Origin of the sequence: Chlorobaculum tepidum TLS, assembly GCF_000006985.1 — a bacterium.
Lineage (GTDB): Bacteria > Bacteroidota > Chlorobiia > Chlorobiales > Chlorobiaceae > Chlorobaculum > Chlorobaculum tepidum.
The window spans coordinates 2,063,767-2,081,680 of sequence record NC_002932.3 but is presented as its reverse complement, the minus strand read 5'-3'; the positions used below and the strand labels follow the sequence as shown (position 1 = coordinate 2,081,680).

Sequence of the window (17,914 nt, the reverse complement as noted above, 5' to 3'; positions counted from 1 at the left end):
AACCGGAATCCTGATCCCTTGACGCCCTTGCAGATAGCGTTGCTCAGTCCGTTTCCGCCGCTCAAGGGTGGAATCGCCCGATTCAGCGATGAGTTGCGCCGGGCTTTCGAAGCGGCGGGATGCGAGGTGGTGCCTATGCCTTTTCGGCGGCTGTATCCGCGATGGCTCATGAATGGTCGTACGGCGACAGAGCCTGGAGAATCTGACGTGCCCGCTTCGCCATTCACCTTCGATCTCATGAATCCGTTGAGCTGGATCACGGCGGCCCGAAAGCTTCGCAATATCAAACCAGATGTGCTGCTTATCGCTTACTGGAGCGGCGTTCTCGCCCCGCTTTGCGCGCTCATGCGCCGGGCAAGTGGACTGCCAACCTTCGTGCTGCTTCACAACTTCACCTCTCATGAACCCATTTCGGGAGAATCGATGCTAAAGCGCATGCTTGTCTCGTCGTCCGACGGATTCATTACCCTCTCCCAAACGGTCGAGTCGGAGTTGCGGGCGTTTGCTCCGGCTGCGAAAACGCTACGCCTGTTCCATCCGCTCTACGAACGACAGACCCCCGGGCCATCAAAAGCCGCCGCACGGCGTTCGATCGGATTGCCGGAGGATGCGCCGGTGCTGCTCTTTTTCGGCTACGTTCGGGAATACAAGGGCCTTGACACCTTGTTCGAAGCGATGGCGCTTGTGCTTCAACGCGAGTCGTCGGCGCGGCTTGTCGTGGCCGGGGAGTTCATTCTCGGCTCATCGCGTTTTCGGGAAGAGGCCCGACGGCTCGGTATCGATGGCGCGGTCGAATTCCGCGAAGGGTACGTGCCCGCTGGTGAGGTCGCTACGCTGATGGCTGCCGCCGATGCGGTGGTGCTGCCCTACCGCTCGGCCACGCAGTCGGGCATCGTGCCACTCGCGCTCGGCCACGGCGTGCCGGTGATCGCCTGCGACACCGGCGGCCTCGGCAATCAGGTCGAGCACGGACGTACCGGCTGGCTCGTCCGCGAGGAGGGCGCCGAGGCACTGGCTGACGGGATTCTCGACTTTTTCCGCGAGCGAGAGCGCCTGCCGCTGGAGGAGGGCATCAGCGACTTCCGCCGCCGCAATTCGTGGCGCGAATTCGCTTCGCAAGCTGCGACTTTTCTGGAAACGTGCAGCCGGAGATCGGCATGAATGGCGGAAAAACTGCGGTCATTGTGCTGGGCTGGAACGGTGCAGCCGATACCCTCGCCTGCCTGGCCTCACTCGCGAAGGTGCGGCAGCCAGCGTTTACGGTCATTCTGGCGGACAACGGTTCTACCGATGGCACGGTGGGCCTCGTTCGCCAGGCGTTTCCGGAGGTCGAGATTCTCGAGCTTGGGCGCAACCTCGGCTTCGCAGCCGGCAACAACGCGGCATTCCGTTCTCTGCGCGGGCGCGGCTTTGACCGCGTGGTGTTCCTGAACAACGACACCGTCGTCGATCCCGGTTTTCTCCAGCCTCTGCTCGACGAACTGCAAAAGCCGTGGGTAGGCATTGCCGCGCCGAAAATTCTCTACATGGACGATCCGGGGCGCATCTGGTACGCGGGCGGCGTGCTCGAATCAGCGACCGGGCTGATTGAGCACACCGGTATTCGCCAGCCTGACGGGCCGCGCTTCGATACGCCGGAGCCGGTCTGGTACGCCACCGGTTGCTGCCTGGCAATGAGGTGCCGCGTGTTCGAGGAGGTCGGTGGTTTTGACGAGCGGTTCCGGATGTACGGCGAGGATGTCGATCTCTCGATGAAGGTGCGCGAGCGCGGCCTCATCGTCATGTACCAGCCCGCGTCGCGTATCTGGCATCGCGTTTCGGCTTCCTCCGGCGGCGAGATGAACCTCGGCAAGCAGCTCCGTAAAAGCGGTGCGGCGATGATGCTGTTCGCCAAGCACGGCATGATCGGCGGCCTTGTGCTCTATCCGCTGCTTCTGCCCTTCCGCGCGCTGCTCGGTCTGCTGCGCTTCCAGTTTTTCAGGTGGACGTCATCGCAAGAGCGGGAAGAGGCATGACGCGCGGCCAGGAGTTTCGGACGGTCGTTGATGGCGCTTGGAGCGCTGACCCGGCCCACCGGATGCGGTGGGAGATGAGTTTGGCATTCGTCGCGGCGTCTGAAGCAATCTCGCTTCCGGTGCAGGCGGGACTCGACATTGGCGACCGCACGCCCATGACCGCCATGCTCGAAGCGCACTTCGGCTGCCGTTTCGACACGACCTCGGTCGATCTCGACACCGAGCCACTCAACGTGGCTACTCGCTATCCGGTGGTGACGGCGTTCGAGGTGATCGAGCACCTCTACAACCCGCTCCATCTTCTGCTCCAGATTCGCGCCGCGCTCGATCCCGCCCCGTCGTCGCGCCTGTTTCTCTCGACTCCGGCGAGGAAGCCGGGCTTTCTGCAAAGTCCCGACCACTTCCACGAAATGCCTCGCCGCTCACTCGAAGCGCTTCTGTCTCGCTCTGGCTTTGAGGTAGTGCGCTGCGCGGAGTTTGGCATCCGTTCGCCTCTTTTCTGCCTGCGCGGCGTCCGTCCCCTCCTGCGGTGCATTTTCGAAAAAATCAGGATTTACGAGCTTGCGGCACGGCGCTGAGCACATCGATCTCATCTGGTTCTCCGAAATCCAGTGGGACTTTCTCTCTACCCGGAAGCAGCGCCTGCTCAATCGCTTTCCGGAACAGTGGCGCATCCTCTTCGTCGAGCCGTTCGCCGTTGGCCGCCGGAGCCACTGGCTGCCCGCGAAGCGCGGGCGCGTGACGGTGGTGACCGTGCCGTTCCTCAAAAACATTCCGTCGGGTGAGCCGCAGCTTTTCGACAACGCGCTTATCCGCTGGCTTGTCGCGCTTGCAGGCCGGATGATCGCCGCATTCTGGTGCCAGGCGCTCGGCTTTTCGTCCTCTGAGCGGCTCATCGGGCTGAGCAACATCTACTGGGGCGGGGTGGCCGCCTCGATGCCGTGCCGGGTGCGTTTTTACGATGCCAACGACGATCACCTCGGTTTCACGTCCGGCCAGCCGTGGCTGCGCGAATCCATGCATCGCTTTGTCGAAAAGGCCGACCTGATTTTTTACGTGAGCAATCCGTTGCTCGACAAGCTCAGTCCACGACCGGAGCAGCGCTGCGTCGAACTCGGCAACGGCGTCGAGTTCGACCACTTCGCTGTGCCGCGTCCCGAAACGCCGGAACAGCTTTGCTCGCTACCGGGTCCGATACTCGGCTACGCTGGCGCGATGGACTGGATCGATGCCGATCTCGTCGCCTCGGTCGCCCGCGCTTGGCCGGAGTACAGCGTCGTTCTCGTTGGCCCGGCATATGCGCATGACTGGGCGGATAGGCACGTTGAGTTGTTGTCCCTGCCGAATGTTCACTGGGTCGGCAAGGTTGGCTACGACGAGCTTCCGGCGTGGGTGCAGCGCTTCGATCTGGCGCTGATGCCGCTCGAACGGAGTCCACTGAAGCGAGCTTCCAATCCGAACAAGCTCTACGAATACGCGGCGGCGGGAGTGCCGATTCTTGCCATCGACTATTGCGATGCTGTCCGCAAGGCGAGCGGCGTAGCGCATGTGGCCTCGACGCCCGAGGAGTTCGTGCGGCTCGTGACGCAGGCGCTGGCCGACGGGCGAAAAGCGGCGCGGCAGGCATTCGCCAGAGCGCACAGCTGGGAGGCGCTTGCCGAAACGATGGTGCACGAGTTGCGTAATGCCATGCAACGGAGGCTCTCGTGAAACGGGACGTGACCATCGCCAGGGAGGGAAGTATCGCGATGGCAGGATTTGCGTTCGGCCAGCTCTTCCGCTTTGGCTACAACTTCGCGGCGGCAAGGTTACTTGGCGCGGAGGCTCTCGGCACCTACGCGCTCGTGGTCGCCGTGATGCAGGTGGGCGAAGTGGTGGCTGTAGGTGGATTTGATGCGGGCTTGCTGCGCTTTGTCAGCCAGCGGGAGGGCGAAAAGCGCAAGAGCATCATCGCGTCGGCTATGAAGCGTTCGGTGCTTGCGTCGATGCTTGCCGGTGTGCTGGTGCTGCTCTTTTCGGGGGATGTTGCCGGGCTGTTGCACGGAGGCTGGCTTATGCAGCTGGCGCTGTGCAGCGCGGCGCTGGCCTTGCCGTTGTCAGTGATGACGATCATGGCAGGGGTTACCATGCAGGCGCATCACAACCTTTTACCCAAGGTGCTGGCCACGCAGGTGATTCAACCGGTGCTGCTGGTGCTCACGATGGTTGCCGCCCGTTACGCTTTGGGCGTCAGCGCGGCGCTGGCCTTGCCGTTTCTACTTGCGCCGCTGGCGGCACTCGTCTGGATTCTGCCGGGTTTCAGGCAAGTGACTGGTATCGGCCTGAGCGACGTGTGCCGCGCCTACGGCAACCGGGAGCTGTGGCAGTTCTCCCTGCCGCTGCTTGCCGTGGCACTTTTCTCGATCCTGTCGCACTGGATCGACGTGGTGATGCTCGGTTTTCTGACCGATGTGCGTACGGTTGGCCTCTACCAGTCCGCCGCACGCACGGCCGGGCTATTGCGTTCTGTACTGCTTGCATTTTCCGGGATCGCTGCCCCCATAATCGCCGGATACCATGGGCGGCAGGAAAATACAGGCATTCGGGAGACCTACGAGACAGTAAACCGCTGGATTGTGATGCTCGTCATGGTGCCGTTCCTGCTGCTCGTGCTTTTTCCTGACGAGGTGCTCTCCGTGTTTGGCAAGGGCTTCGGTGCGGGATCGACAGCGCTGGTGCTTCTGGCTGTCACGTCGCTTCTGTATGCCTCGTTTGGTCTCGGCAACACGGTGCTTGCCATGAGCGGCGGGGAGCGGCTGAGCATGATGAATCAGGCCGGGGCGCTGCTGCTTCAGACTCTTCTGCACTGGCTCCTGATCCCTCGATTTGGATTGAACGGGGCGGCCTTCTCGACGCTCGCCGTCATGGCGTTGCTGACCATCGTGCGGATGGCTGAATTGCGCTCTCAGCTGGGCATTCCGGCACTTTCGGGCAAACTCTGGAAGCCGCTCGCGGCGGGTATCGCCGTAGGGGCAATCATGCTTGCAATCAGGTACGGGGCCTCGTCGCTACCGCCGCTCATGCTGCTTGCCGTGGCAGGTGTAGCGGGAGGTTTCGTGTATATACTGCTGATCCGGGCGCTCCGGTTGGAACGGGAGGAGATGGAAGTTATTTTAAATTTTATGCCTTTTCTGAAACGTCAAAGAACGAACGCCGCGCCGTGAAAAAAGCCCCTTGGCCGTCCCTGGTCGCCATAGCCCTGTTAGCCCTTCTGCTCGTTGTGCCTTTCGGCCCGCTTCTCACCCTGCGCTTCGTGCCGGGTTCGCCGGACAGCGTCGCGCCGATGGCGCTCGACAAAGCGCTCGAAGCATTGCAGGCGCAATCCGGCCGCTACCCGCTCTGGCAGCCCTGGACATTTTCGGGAATGCCCACCGTCGAGGCCTTCAGCTACCTGAGCGAGCTCTATCTGCCGAACCTGCTGTTCGGATTCCTGCATTTCGACCCGATGTACATTCAGCTTCTGCATCTCGTGTTTGCCGGAATGGGCGGCTTCGTGCTCGCGCGGCGGCTTGGTCTCGGCAGCATTCCTGCGTTCCTCTCGGGGTCGGCCTTTATGCTCAATCCCTACATGACCGCCATGCTCGTGTATGGTCACGGTAGTCAGCTCATGACGGCGGCGTACATGCCGTGGGTTTTCTGGGCGGCGCTTCGCCTCAGCGAAAAGGGCCGCCTTGCCGACGCGGGACTACTGGCGCTGATGCTCGGCTTGCAGCTCCAGCGCGCGCATGTGCAGATCGCGTGGTACACCTGGATGCTCGCTGTGCCGCTGCTCGTGGTGAAGATTCTGATCGACACGAAGCCGCCCGGCGTTTCGAAGGGGAAGGTCGGAGTGCTCGCCCTCGCGGCGCTCGCGCTTGGCGGGGCTATCGCCTTGCAGGTCTATCTGCCTGCGCTCGGCTATCTGCCTTTCTCAGCGCGTTCGGGGGCTGGCGATGCCGCCGAGGCTTATCGCTACGCAACGCTGTGGTCGATGCATCCGCTGGAGCTGATTACCTACCTGATGCCCGGCGCGTTCGGCTTTGGCGGCATCACCTACTGGGGCTTCATGCCCTTCACCGATTTTCCCCACTACGCGGGCCTCGTCGTGCTTGGCTTCGCCATTGCCGGAGTCGTCGCTGGTCGCAAAAAGCCGATGGTGCTGTTCCTTTCCGCCATGACGGCGCTGGCGCTTCTGCTCTCATTCGGCAACTTTTTCAGCCCGGTGTATGACCTTTTCTACTACTTCGCGCCAAAGTTCAGCTCCTTCCGGGTGCCGTCGATGGCGCTCGTCGTCGTGGCGCTCTGCCTTGCGCTGCTTGCCGGGTATGGGCTTCAGGCGTGGCTCGACAGGCCGCTGGTAGAATCGTCTCCCGTGTTCAAGTGGGGCGGTCTCGTCATCGGTGTGGCGGCAGTGTTCTTTCTCGCGTTTGAAGGGGAACTCAAACAACTGCTTCGCGCTGCCTTTCCTGCGGTGCAGATCGACAACTACGATCTGGTTCCGATGGTCGGCAATCTTCGCTGGGAGCTGTGGAGCGGGAGCCTCTTCGTGCTGATCGTTGTGGCGGCAGCCATTGCTGGCCTGTTGTGGATCGCCGCGCGGGGCATGATCGGGGCGAGAGCGGTGGCCATCGTACTGGTTGCGCTGTCGTGCGCCGACCTCGGCTGGATCGACCATCGCATCGTCTCTCCCGATGACCACTCCTTGCGGGTTTCACCGCTGGTTGAACGCACGGCGCTTGACCGAGCGCTCGAAGGTGATGAGATCACCCGCTTCCTTGCCAGCCGCCCGGGCGTGTTCCGGATTTATCCGGCAGGCCGCCTTTTCACTGAAAACAAGTTCAGCCTTGCTGGCATCGAATCGGTTGGCGGCTACCATGCAGCCAAGCTCGGAGTCTATCAGGAGCTGCTCGCCCGTACCGACAATCTGGCCAACCTCGATGTGTTGCGGATGCTGAACGTAGGCTATGTGCTCAGCCCTGCACCGATCGACAATCCTGCGCTGAAGGCGGTGGCTGCCGGGAAGCTCAATCTCATTTCCGGCGAAGTGCCGGTTGCGGTGTATGAGCTTGCGGGCTCGATGCCGCGAGCCTGGTTCGCGCCGTGGGCTGTCGCCGTTCAGAGCGACGATGAGGCCATCGCGGCGGTCATGGCCGGGCGGGGTGCCGACGGCGGAGCATTTGTGACCGGAGTTCCGTGGCAGGGGATGGAGCGTTTTTCGACCGGCACGGTGCTCTCAATGCAGCGGAGCGCCGAATCGATCGCGATGAAGGTTCGTGCGGAGGGCGACGCTTTGCTCGTGCTCAGCGAAGTCTTCTATCCCGAGCGATGGAAGCTTACAGTCGATGGCCGCGAGCAGCCGACGCTCAAAATCGATGGCATCATTCGTGGCATAGCAGTGCCACCGGGCGAGCACGAGGTGCGGTTCGTCTATGACCGGAGCCGTTTCGAAACGGGCCGGACGGTCTCGCTCGTCGCCACGCTCCTGTCGATCGGTCTCATCGCCGCTGGAATCGTTACCGGAAGAACGTCATCGAAAACCATCAAATCTTCGGACAAGCCGTGAGAAAAGTCCTGATCCTTACCCGCAACTTTCCGCCATACGTCACCGGCAGCGCATCGAGGGTATGGAAGTTCGCCTCAAATTTCACCACCATTGGCTGGGAGCCGGTTGTCGTCGCCCCTCCCGCCATCGCCGGCATGGCTGGGGGCGTGAAGTCTGGCGCGAATCCCGTCAATGAGGTGTGCCGCATTGCCCCCGACCTTGATGCCGGTGAACTCGACGCGGCAGGCCGGTGCGCACTGTTGCATGGGCAGGAGGTTCCTGGTACGACGGGGCTGTTCAAGGGACGGCAGGCCAAATCGTTCAAAAGCGCGACTGACGGCGAACTCTGGCTGAAAAATGCCACGGCCACGGTCGAGCGGCTGCTCGAAGAGGATCAGGAGATCGAGCTGCTCTATGCCCAGGGGCCGCCTCTGGAGCCGCTCTGGCTCGCATTTGACATCGCCCGGAAGCACTCGCTGAACATCATGCTCGACATCACCGAGCCGCTCGATCCGTCGATGCCCCGGCCCGGTGCATCCCGTTCCTCCGCGGCGGCCAAAGCCGAGGAGCAGGTCATGCTCTCGGGCGTGCCGATCTTGACGCCGAACCGCCTTCTCAAGGAGTATTTCCTGAAAAAATACCACGGCAAGCTCGACAACAACCTTGTGACCATCGTGCCCCCAGCCTTTGATCCGTCACATCCGGCATTCAGGCGGCAGGAGCCGAACCGTTCAGGCACAGTGCTGCGCATCGCGTTGCTGGTGGCCGATTTGCCTGTTGCCAATCTCAAGGCGCTCGTCTCCGGCCTTGAGGCCTGGATACAGGCAGACGGCATCATCGCCGGAGGCATCGAGATCGTGCTTCTCGGCGATGGTGTGCCGGAGCTTCTGCGCCGCACTGCCAAAAAACGGGTCCGGAAACTCTTCACCGTTGATGCAACCGGCGGAATCGACAGTGAGCTGGAGGAGTGCAGGAAGACAGCGTTTTTCTGTGCCGTGCTGGGGAACTCCGCGGCCAGCGCAAGCATTGTGCCGGATCGCCTGGTCGACGCGCTTGGCATGGGCCTGCCCTTGTGCGTCATCGCGCCCGATGGCGAAGCGTCGCGGCTGGTGCTCGATGCCGGCGGCATGTCTGCGCCCGCCGGAGACGCAAAAGCGATCATGGAGCTGTTCCGTGCGATGGCTTCTGCCTGGTCGTTCGGGAACCTGCACAGCACGCCTGACTGGCTCCGGGAGAAGCACGCCATCGGCACCGTCATGCACGAGCTGACGAGAGCGATCGCCAGCCAGCCATTGCATTGAGGCTTTATTGTTCGGGCTTTTGATTCGATCTGCTGATTTGCCAATCCGGAACCGGCAGGCCGTCAAACCGGTTTGCCTCATGAACGAAGAAGGGTAACCATTGAGGAGCCGCCGATGAAGAACAAGCAGCCCGTACCACATCCGCTTCACGGACATGCCCACAAGCGGAAGTATGAAAAACGGCTCTTCAGGAGCCGCCACAAATCGATCGGCCAGCCGCCGGGCTCGCTCATCCATATCGGCGAATAGAAGGTCGAGAAGGCTGAAATCACGGTCATCGGCTATGACGAAAAGCAGACGGTCACGATGTCCGTCAGCGATGCCGCAGAGTGCTTCGCCCTGAAAGAGAAATTCAAAGTGCTCTGGATCAATGTCGATGGCCTGCACGAAACTGGCGTGATCGAAAAGCTCGGGGAGCTGTTCGGCATCGATCCGCTGACGCAGGAGGACATCCTGCACACTGGCCAGCGCCCGAAGGTTGAGGATTTCGAACGCTACCTCTTCCTGTCGCTCCAGATGCTCGACTTCAACCGCGAGACCGGCGAAATCAGCCAGGAACAGCTGAGCATCGTGCTCGGCCCCGGCTGGCTCATCACCTTTCAGGAAAAGCCGGGCGACACGTTCGACGCCCTCCGGCAGCGGATCGGCAGCAGCAACGCCAAAGTCAGAAAGCACGAGGCCGATTTTCTTGCTTACGCCCTCGTCGATTCGGTTGTTGACCACTACTTCTCGATACTCGAAGAGATCGAGAACCGGATCGATATGCTGGACGCCGACCTGATGGCCACCTTCAGCCAGGAGACCTTCAATGCCCTCAACGCGCTCAAGCGGGAGCTGATCATGTTCCGCAAAGCGGTCTGGCCGTTGCGGGAGATCATCGGCAGCGTCGCGAGAGACGACTTCGCCGTGGTGGGGGACCTGGTCGAGCACTATTTCCGGGATGTGTATGACCACGTCATTCTCGTGATCGACACGGTCGAGGTGTTCCGGGAGATCGTCACCAGCATGCACGAAACCTGGCTGGCCGGCGTCAACAACCGGATGAACGAAATCATGAAGTTCCTCACCATGATCGCCACGATCTTCATGCCGCTGTCGTTCATTGCCGGGGTTTACGGCATGAACTTCAAATAAATGCCGGAACTGAACCTCTGGTGGGGCTACTACGCCGTGCTCGGCCTCATGGTGCTGATCGTTCTGGGTTTCATGAAATATTACCGGTCGAGGAAATGGTTCTGAAGGAATGGTTTATCAGGCCCGGCCAGATGCGGGGAAACCTGACCGGACTGAAATTCACAAACACATCCGCACCTACTTTTTCTTGCTGCCGACAAAATAGGTCAGTCCTGCGGTGACGAGCGCAATTGCCCCGCCAAGCCAGATCAGTTCCTGTTCACCGTGCCATTGCACCACATGGCCGAGAAAGACGACCGACATCACCACGACGATGACGCCGATCAGCTTGTTTTTCAGATCGTCGAGGGTATGAATGACCAGCCAGTGTGGCAATTCGAGTGTATCGTCGATGAACAGTTCGTACAGCCCCAGCGAGATGATGAAAAAGACTGTGCCTAGCAGGAACAGATCGATGCTCTCAATGAAGCCGAGCACGAGCATCTTGCCGGTTTTACCGGAAATTTCTGCGTGCATGACCGTATCGGCAATAAGCTGAACCACCGAAATACCCCCATACAGAAGCAGTGTCAGTGCGGCAAGAAACGTTCCCGCAACTGCGATGATTACAAGGTACCGGCTTGAAGAGAGCAGTCGCTGCATGGTGATTGGTTTATGGGTTGATAGCCGTTGTTGTTGCAGCGCATAAGTTAGGTAATGGATGGGTGAAATGGAACAGTTCTGGTGAGTGCAGACAAGCGCAGCAACGCTACTCTTTTTTTTGTTGGCAGATTGCGGCTGTAATGGAGTGGGCGTTTTCTTTCGACCTTTGAAGGGCTTACAACACATAACGTTACTTCTCACCACGCTTTTTCACGGAGTTATCGAATGCCGTCACTGGACTGGATTGGCAAGAAGGCTGTCGTCAACCATCACAAGAAGGTTGCGTTTGATCGGTTGCGGCGCCTTGCCCTCCGGTGCTCGCCGGGATGCTGACGGTGTTTCCCTCATGCTCGGCCAGTTTGCGCGCTTCTGGACCTTCACGCCGGCCAGTAACGGCAAAGCTCTCGCCCGAGCTTTCGGCTTCTACGACAACGCCCTGCGCGGCGGAGAAGTTGGCCCCGGGAATGGCTTCGCCGTGCGGTGTGTGAAGGATTGACATCGATCTTTTCGCTGTAGCAAAACGCAAGAGATAACCAACTCACTTCTCATTAGCCTGTTTATCTGTCAAGAATGAATGCCGGGTTATTCTTTTTATTGCTCGACTTTGAGTGAGTCTGTTTCAGGTTACGGTCGAAAGAGCGCAAGCACATCAGCGTATCGCCTGCCGTTTATAGCTATCTCTTCGTTTGTGAACAGGCTCCATGTTTTTTCTCTTACGTTCCTTTTTGCTGATGGTGATCGCGGGAGAGTTGTGAGAGCACGAAGTCGATAAGCTGTTCAGAGTTCGATATACTCACCGTTTTGCAGCGAGTAGCGGCGAAGGTTCAACGGTTCGTTGTTGTCGAGCTGGATGGCCAGCGCGGTGGCGAAGCCGCACATGTAGTCGAACACGGGCGTGATGCAGGTGAGGCTCCGGTTGGCTCCGAATGGCATCTTGAAGCGAGTCATGCGGTACTGCGTGGCGACATCGAAGGCGGCAAGGCCGTGTTCGAGCGGCCAGCCGCTGGCTTTGATCAGGGCTTCCTTGATGCTCCATATCCGGATGAATGCCTTGTTTTTTTCGCGACTGGGCAGGTTGACGATGATCGCGTACTCCTCGGCGGAGAAGTATTTGCGGGCCAGCAGATCGATGTCATCCACTGTTCGTATCCTTTCGATGTCAACGCCCATTTCAGGGTGTTTTGAAAAAGCGTAGACAATCTGACGGCCTGAATGGGAGAGGTTGAAGTAGAGGCCAGTGTTTTCGGGGAAGGTCATGAACGGCTTGCCGACCTGCGTGCTTGAGAACCGGATCAGGGACGGTTCAATGCTGAGCGTCTCGCCAAGCAGAAGCCGGAGAAGACCTCTGCGGAGAAGAAAGTTATGTCGGTCGTTGTCGAAACGAAATCGATCGGCTTTTTCTTTTTCCTCATCGGTAAGCGTTTCGAAAAGCTTTTCTTCCGGAATTCCGGCGATGTGCGTGTCGGTATGGATGAGGGTGACGGCCTCTTTCGAAATAATCATCATTTCATGTCTCAGGTTCTGGACGGCCGTGGTTCCATTTCGCGCGCCTCGTTCCGTTTTGCTCAATCTACGATTTTTTGACTGGCATCGTTCCCGGAGCGTGATCACTCCAGAGCGCTCGTTGCACAAGCCTCGGAGGGGGGACGGATTTCAGGAAGTGGCGTAAACCGGATTCAATTCCAAGAGAAAAACGTTCACGTGGCAGGTTTTGCCTGGTATTCAGCAGATGAGAATCGCTCAATTTAATCTTATTCGGGTTTGGCGGGCGATAAAAATGGATAAAAGAGGCAGGTAAGTCAAAAAAACGATAGATGAGATTTTGTTTTTTGAGGTAATTCTTTTACTTTGGTCGTCCTTATGGTTTTCCCTGAATGATTTTTCATCAGAAGTCTCAAACGAAATAGAAAAGAGTTTACTGTATGCCGACGATTCAGCAGCTTATCAGGCACGGAAGAAGTATGAAGGCGTCAAAGACCGCCTCACCAGCTCTGGAAAAATGCCCTCAGAAAAGGGGTGTTTGCACCCGTGTCTACACGACTACCCCAAAAAAGCCGAACTCCGCGCTTCGCAAGGTCGCTCGTGTCAGGCTGTCCAACAAGATTGAAGTGACGGCTTACATTCCGGGTGAGGGTCATAACCTTCAGGAGCACTCCATTGTGCTGATTCGTGGCGGAAGGGTGAAGGATCTTCCTGGTGTCCGTTATCATATCGTTCGCGGCTCCCTCGATACGTCGGGTGTCGCTGATCGCAAGCAGAGTCGCTCCAAGTACGGGGCCAAGGTTCCGAAGGCTGGTGCTGCTCCTGCGAAGAAGAAATAAAACTGAATCTTAACTCGGATTATAATGGCAAAGAAGGGTTCCGGATACGGACCGCGCGGCGGCGATTTTCGTTACAACGATGAGGCGGTTGCTCGTCTGATCAATGCAATCATGCTCGATGGCAAGAAGGTTGTGGCGACCAAGATTGTGTATGATGCTTTTGATATTATTGCGAACAAGGTTGAGGGTGGTGATGCTCTTGAGGTTTTCCGCAAGGCGATGGGCAACGTCGCTCCGCTGGTCGAGGTTCGCAGCAAAAGGGTTGGTGGCGCTACCTACCAGATTCCGATGGAGGTTCCGGCTTCCAGGAGAACCGCACTGGCTTTCCGCTGGATCAAGCAGTTTGCGGCCCGTCGTGGCGGTCGTTCGATGGCCGAGAAGCTCGCGGCTGAGCTGCTCGATGCTTCCAACGAGCAGGGCGCTTCGGTAAAGAAGCGTGACGAGGTGCATCGCATGGCTGAGGCCAACAAGGCATTTGCTCACTTCAGGTTCTGAGTCTGTAGGCAAGAAAGAATTACTTAAAAAACGATCGATTTATGGCACGGCAGGTTGCGTTAGATAGAGTCAGAAATATTGGTATCATGGCCCACATCGATGCGGGCAAGACCACGACGACAGAGAGGATTCTCTATTACACGGGTCGCCTGCACAAGATGGGCGAGGTGCATGAAGGTGGCGCCACCATGGACTGGATGGAGCAGGAGAAGGAGCGTGGTATCACGATTACTTCCGCTGCGACAACCTGTTTTTGGACTCCGAAATACGGCAATTACGCCGGTCTCAATCACAGGATCAATATTATTGATACTCCCGGCCACGTTGACTTCACGGTCGAGGTGGAGCGTTCCCTTCGTGTGCTCGATGGAGCGGTTGCGCTATTCTGTGCTGTGGGCGGTGTCGAGCCCCAGTCTGAAACCGTCTGGCGTCAGGCTAACAAGTATGGCGTTCCGAGGATCGCCTATGTTAACAAGATGGATCGCGTCGGCGCGAATTTCTTCGAGACTGTCAAGGCTATTCGCGAGCGTCTCGGTGCCAACCCGGTACCGATTCAGATCCCGATCGGTCAGGGCGAGGTCTTCGCCGGCTTCGTCGATCTGATCCGCATGAAGGGGATTATCTACGACAAGGAAGATGGTAGCACCTACACCGAAGTTGAAATTCCGCACGATCTTGAAAACGAGGCTCGCACCTGGCGCATCAACATGCTTGAGGCTGTTTCCGAGCTCGACGAGACCCTTCTTGAAAAATATCTTAACGGTGAGGACATTACTGAAGAGGAGATCCGCACCGTGCTTCGCCAGGCTACCCTGGGTGTGACTATCGTTCCGGTGCTCTGCGGTTCGTCCTTCAAGAACAAGGGCGTGCAGTTCATGCTGGATGCCGTGATCGATTACCTGGCTTCGCCGGTCGATGATGGTGAAGTGGAGGGGCATGATCCGAAAACTGAAGAACCGATCGTCCGTCAGCCGAAAGACGAGGAGCCGTTCGCTGCGCTTGCTTTCAAGATTGCGACCGATCCGTTCGTCGGCAAGCTTACCTTCTTCCGGGTCTATTCAGGCGTGCTCAATGCAGGCAGCTACGTGCTCAACTCGACTACCGGCAAAAAGGAGCGTGTTGGTCGCGTTTTGCAGATGCACTCCAACAAGCGCGAGGAGCGTGATGCTGTGTATGCTGGCGATATCGCCGCTGCCGTTGGTCTCAAGGATGTGAGGACCGGTGATACGCTCTGCGACGAAAGCAAGCCGATTGTACTTGAAAAGATGGTTTTCCCCGAACCGGTTATCGAGATTGCGGTTGAGCCAAAAACCAAGGCGGATAATGACAAACTCGGCATGTCTCTTGCCAAGCTTGCCGAAGAGGATCCGACCTTTAGGGTGAAAACTGATGAGGAAACCGGTCAGACGCTTATCGCGGGTATGGGTGAGCTTCATCTCGAAATTCTGGTTGATCGTCTGAAGCGCGAATTCAAGGTCGAGGCCAACGTTGGTCAGCCGCAGGTGGCCTATCGCGAAACCATTCGCGGTACGGTTGAATACGAAGGCAAGTTTGTTCGCCAGTCTGGCGGTAAAGGTCAGTTCGGTCTGGTTGTGCTTAGGGTTGAGCCGCTCGAAGAGGGCAAAGGCTATGAGTTTGTCGATGAGATCAAGGGTGGCGTGATTCCGAAAGAGTATATCCCCGCAGTCAACGCAGGTATCCAGGAGGCAATGAAAGACGGTGTTGTCGCCGGCTTTCCGATGCAGGATATCAAGGTTACACTGATCGACGGTAAGTACCACGAGGTTGACTCTTCGGAAATGGCATTCAAGATTGCAGGTTCAATCGGCTTCAAGGGTGCGGCCAAAAAGGCCAATCCGGTGCTGCTCGAACCGATTATGAAGGTTGAGGTCATCACTCCGGAAGAGTATCTCGGCGATGTGATGGGTGATCTCTCGGGACGTCGCGGTCACATCGAAGGCATGGGTCAGCGTGCTGGTGCCCAGTTTGTCAGCGCAAAAGTGCCGCTGTCTCAAATGTTCGGCTACTCGACTGATCTCCGATCGATGACTCAGGGCCGCGCGAACTACTCGATGGAGTTCGAGAGCTATCGCGAGGTTCCTCGCAACATCGCCGAAGCACTGCAAGAGAAGAGGGTTGGCAAGGATTCCGAATAACAGTTTTTCATCACCGCATTACTAAACAGATAACCGACAGGGAGAAGAGTTATGGCTAAAGAGTCATACAAGAGGGATAAACCTCACGTAAATATTGGTACAATCGGTCACGTTGACCACGGTAAAACCACTCTTACCGCTGCAATCACCAGCGTTCTCGCCAAGCAGGGCATGGCAACTTTACGTGAGTTCAGTGACATCGACAAAGCTCCCGAAGAGAGAGAGCGCGGTATCACCATCTCGACGGCACACGTCGAGTATCAGACCGCAAAGCGTCACTACGCTCACATTGATTGCCCTGGTCACGCTGACTATATCAAAAACATGATCACCGGTGCGGCCCAGATGGACGGCGCTATCCTCGTCGTTGCCGGTACCGACGGCCCGATGCCCCAGACCCGTGAGCACATCCTGCTTGCCCGTCAGGTGAACGTTCCTGCGCTGGTCGTCTTCCTGAACAAGGTTGACATCGCTGATCCGGAACTTCTTGAGCTGGTCGAGATGGAGCTTCGTGAGCTTCTTACCGAATACGGCTTCCCTGGCGACGATATTCCGATCATCAAAGGTTCGGCACTCAAGGCGCTCGAGGGGGATCCGGAGGCTGAGAAGCAGATTATGGAACTCATGGACGCCGTTGACAGCTACATTCCGCAGCCTGTCCGTGACATTGACAAGCCGTTCCTAATGCCGGTCGAAGACGTGTTCTCCATCTCTGGTCGCGGTACCGTCGGTACTGGTCGTATCGAGAGGGGCCGCATCAAGGTTGGCGACGAAGTCGAGATCGTCGGTATCAAGCCGACCGCAAAATCGGTTGTTACCGGTATTGAAATGTTCCAGAAGACCCTCGACGAAGGTCAGGCAGGCGATAACGCAGGTCTGCTTCTCCGTGGTGTTGACAAGAATGCGCTCGAGCGCGGCATGGTTATCGCCAAGCCGGGTTCGATTACCCCACACACCAAGTTCAAGGCTGAGGTTTACATCCTGAAGAAGGAAGAGGGTGGCCGTCACACTCCGTTCTTCAACGGCTATCGTCCGCAGTTTTACTTCAGAACCACCGACGTTACCGGTTCGGTGACCCTTCCTGAGGGCGTCGAAATGGTTATGCCTGGTGACAACCTCTCCATCGATGTCGAGCTGATCGCTCCTATCGCCATGGAAGAGAGCCTCAGGTTCGCAATCCGCGAAGGCGGCCGTACGGTTGGTGCCGGTTCGGTAACCAAAATCGTCGAGTGATCGGATTGATCGTTATCCCGGGGCGAGGCAGCGCTCTCGCCCCTTTTTTATTGAAACCATCGAAACAGGGATAGACCAGTGGCTGTTCAGCAAAAGATCAGGATCAAGCTCAAGTCGTACGACCATAGCCTCGTTGATAAATGGGCTTTAAAGATTATCGATGTGGTCAAGCAGACGGAGGCCATCATTTTTGGCCCCATTCCGCTGCCCACGAAAACTCATGTTTATACGGTCAACCGTTCACCTCATGTGGACAAAAAATCCCGTGAGCAGTTCGCATTTTCATCGCACAAGAGGTTGATCGAGATCATCAACCCGACGGCCAGAACGATTGATATGCTCATGAAGCTTGAGCTTCCGAGCGGCGTTGATGTGGAAATCAAGTCATAACGTGTTTTAAAGTAAATAGAAAAGCTAATCGGATATGGGTGCGATTCTCGGGAAAAAAATCGGCATGACCCGTTTATACAATGATAAACGCGAAGCAGTTCCCTGCACGGTGATTCAGGCCGGGCCGTGTTATGTGACTCAGGTAAAGAGCACGGAAAAAGATGGCTACGAAGCCTATCAGCTCGGTTTTGGCGAGCGTGATGAAAAAAAGGTCTCCAAGCCTCTGGCAGGCCATTACAAAAAAGCTGGCAAGAATCCCGGATACATTCTGTCCGAAGTCAGCAAGAGTCTGATTGTTGGGGAACTCGAAGCTGGTGCTACCGTGCCCGTCGATGTCTTCAAGGAAGGCGACAAGGTCAATGTGCTCGGTGTCACCAAGGGTAAAGGTTTTGCCGGTGTCGTCAAGCGTCACAACTTCGGTGGCGGTTCCAGAACGCACGGTCAGTCCGACAGGCTCAGGGCCCCGGGTTCGGTTGGTGGTTCGTCCGACCCTTCGAGAACCTTTAAGGGCACCAGAATGGCAGGCAGAATGGGTGGAAAAAACAAGACGGTTCAGAATCTTGTGATCGTCAAGGTTATGCCTGAGTCGAATCTCATCGTCGTGAAAGGCGCTGTGCCGGGACCGAAGAACTCCTATGTCAAGATTGTTTCAACAACCAAGTAAATG

The 17,914-nt window shown here is 57.7% G+C and carries 18 protein-coding genes; 16 read left to right on the top strand and 2 right to left on the bottom strand.

Translation table 11 applies throughout. The annotated features are described in order from the left end of the window. Positions 1 to 27 precede the first annotated feature (27 nt). The 9 genes from AYT24_RS10015 (at position 28) to corA (ending at position 10,010) form a co-directional block, all read left to right on the top strand. Positions 28 to 1,161 carry a glycosyltransferase gene (locus AYT24_RS10015; protein WP_226986818.1) on the top strand — a complete coding sequence of 378 codons (1,134 nt, stop codon included), beginning with the start codon at positions 28 to 30 and terminating at the stop codon, positions 1,159 to 1,161. Continuing rightward, positions 1,158 to 2,015, top strand: coding sequence for a glycosyltransferase family 2 protein (locus AYT24_RS10010; RefSeq protein ID WP_010933862.1), 858 nt, complete (start codon positions 1,158 to 1,160; stop codon positions 2,013 to 2,015). The genes AYT24_RS10015 and AYT24_RS10010 overlap by 4 nt, the downstream gene beginning before the upstream one ends. After that, entirely contained in the window at positions 1,982 to 2,593 is a 612-nt protein-coding gene (locus AYT24_RS10005; protein WP_319792414.1) for a methyltransferase domain-containing protein, read from the top strand. Before AYT24_RS10010 ends, AYT24_RS10005 begins: the two co-directional genes overlap by 34 nt. Further along, the gene (locus tag AYT24_RS10000; protein ID WP_164927168.1) at positions 2,577 to 3,725 is read left to right on the top strand and encodes a glycosyltransferase; all 1,149 of its coding nucleotides are present in this window, start codon (positions 2,577 to 2,579) and stop codon (positions 3,723 to 3,725) included. The genes AYT24_RS10005 and AYT24_RS10000 overlap by 17 nt, the downstream gene beginning before the upstream one ends. Next, positions 3,722 to 5,218, top strand: a complete 1,497-nt coding sequence (locus tag AYT24_RS09995; protein WP_010933859.1) for a polysaccharide biosynthesis C-terminal domain-containing protein — start codon at positions 3,722 to 3,724, stop codon at positions 5,216 to 5,218. Before AYT24_RS10000 ends, AYT24_RS09995 begins: the two co-directional genes overlap by 4 nt. Continuing rightward, on the top strand, positions 5,215 to 7,596 hold the full coding sequence (locus tag AYT24_RS09990; RefSeq protein ID WP_010933858.1) for a hypothetical protein: 2,382 nt from the start codon (positions 5,215 to 5,217) through the stop codon (positions 7,594 to 7,596). The genes AYT24_RS09995 and AYT24_RS09990 overlap by 4 nt, the downstream gene beginning before the upstream one ends. Beyond that, the gene (locus tag AYT24_RS09985; protein ID WP_010933857.1) at positions 7,593 to 8,876 is read left to right on the top strand and encodes a hypothetical protein; all 1,284 of its coding nucleotides are present in this window, start codon (positions 7,593 to 7,595) and stop codon (positions 8,874 to 8,876) included. Before AYT24_RS09990 ends, AYT24_RS09985 begins: the two co-directional genes overlap by 4 nt. A gap of 114 nt (positions 8,877 to 8,990) precedes the next feature. Next, the gene (locus tag AYT24_RS10645; protein ID WP_264357648.1) at positions 8,991 to 9,125 is read left to right on the top strand and encodes a hypothetical protein; all 135 of its coding nucleotides are present in this window, start codon (positions 8,991 to 8,993) and stop codon (positions 9,123 to 9,125) included. Positions 9,126 to 9,143: 18 nt separating this feature from the next. After that, positions 9,144 to 10,010, top strand: coding sequence for a magnesium/cobalt transporter CorA (gene corA, locus AYT24_RS09980; protein ID WP_226986898.1), 867 nt, complete (start codon positions 9,144 to 9,146; stop codon positions 10,008 to 10,010). Positions 10,011 to 10,187: 177 nt separating this feature from the next. Here corA and AYT24_RS09975 read toward each other — a convergent pair whose 3' ends face one another. Continuing rightward, complete coding sequence (locus AYT24_RS09975) at positions 10,188 to 10,652, bottom strand: YqhA family protein (protein ID WP_164927167.1); 465 nt, start codon at positions 10,650 to 10,652, stop codon at positions 10,188 to 10,190. A 286-nt stretch (positions 10,653 to 10,938) separates the two neighbouring features. On the opposite strand from AYT24_RS09975, the gene AYT24_RS09970 reads away from it, so the two are divergent. Next, positions 10,939 to 11,148, top strand: a complete 210-nt coding sequence (locus AYT24_RS09970) for a fibrobacter succinogenes major paralogous domain-containing protein (RefSeq protein ID WP_226986817.1) — start codon at positions 10,939 to 10,941, stop codon at positions 11,146 to 11,148. A gap of 281 nt (positions 11,149 to 11,429) precedes the next feature. Here the strand turns inward: AYT24_RS09970 and AYT24_RS09965 are convergent, their stop codons facing one another. Beyond that, positions 11,430 to 12,158, bottom strand: coding sequence for a 4'-phosphopantetheinyl transferase family protein (locus AYT24_RS09965; protein ID WP_010933849.1), 729 nt, complete (start codon positions 12,156 to 12,158; stop codon positions 11,430 to 11,432). A 416-nt stretch (positions 12,159 to 12,574) separates the two neighbouring features. On the opposite strand from AYT24_RS09965, the gene rpsL reads away from it, so the two are divergent. The 6 genes from rpsL to rplC all read left to right on the top strand — a co-directional run bounded on the left by rpsL (position 12,575) and on the right by rplC (position 17,911). Then, entirely contained in the window at positions 12,575 to 12,973 is a 399-nt protein-coding gene (rpsL, locus tag AYT24_RS09960; protein ID WP_010933847.1) for a 30S ribosomal protein S12, read from the top strand. 24 nt (positions 12,974 to 12,997) lie between these two features. Beyond that, a complete protein-coding gene (rpsG, locus tag AYT24_RS09955; protein ID WP_010933846.1) occupies positions 12,998 to 13,468 on the top strand; it encodes a 30S ribosomal protein S7 in 471 nt (156 codons plus the stop codon). Positions 13,469 to 13,509: 41 nt separating this feature from the next. After that, entirely contained in the window at positions 13,510 to 15,624 is a 2,115-nt protein-coding gene (fusA, locus tag AYT24_RS09950; RefSeq protein WP_010933845.1) for an elongation factor G, read from the top strand. A gap of 51 nt (positions 15,625 to 15,675) precedes the next feature. Continuing rightward, on the top strand, positions 15,676 to 16,857 hold the full coding sequence (gene tuf / locus AYT24_RS09945) for an elongation factor Tu (RefSeq protein ID WP_010933844.1): 1,182 nt from the start codon (positions 15,676 to 15,678) through the stop codon (positions 16,855 to 16,857). 78 nt (positions 16,858 to 16,935) lie between these two features. Continuing rightward, positions 16,936 to 17,247 carry a 30S ribosomal protein S10 gene (gene rpsJ / locus AYT24_RS09940; protein ID WP_010933843.1) on the top strand — a complete coding sequence of 104 codons (312 nt, stop codon included), beginning with the start codon at positions 16,936 to 16,938 and terminating at the stop codon, positions 17,245 to 17,247. Between the two features lie 34 nt (positions 17,248 to 17,281). Then, complete coding sequence (gene rplC, locus AYT24_RS09935) at positions 17,282 to 17,911, top strand: 50S ribosomal protein L3 (RefSeq protein ID WP_010933842.1); 630 nt, start codon at positions 17,282 to 17,284, stop codon at positions 17,909 to 17,911. Positions 17,912 to 17,914: the final 3 nt, after the last annotated feature.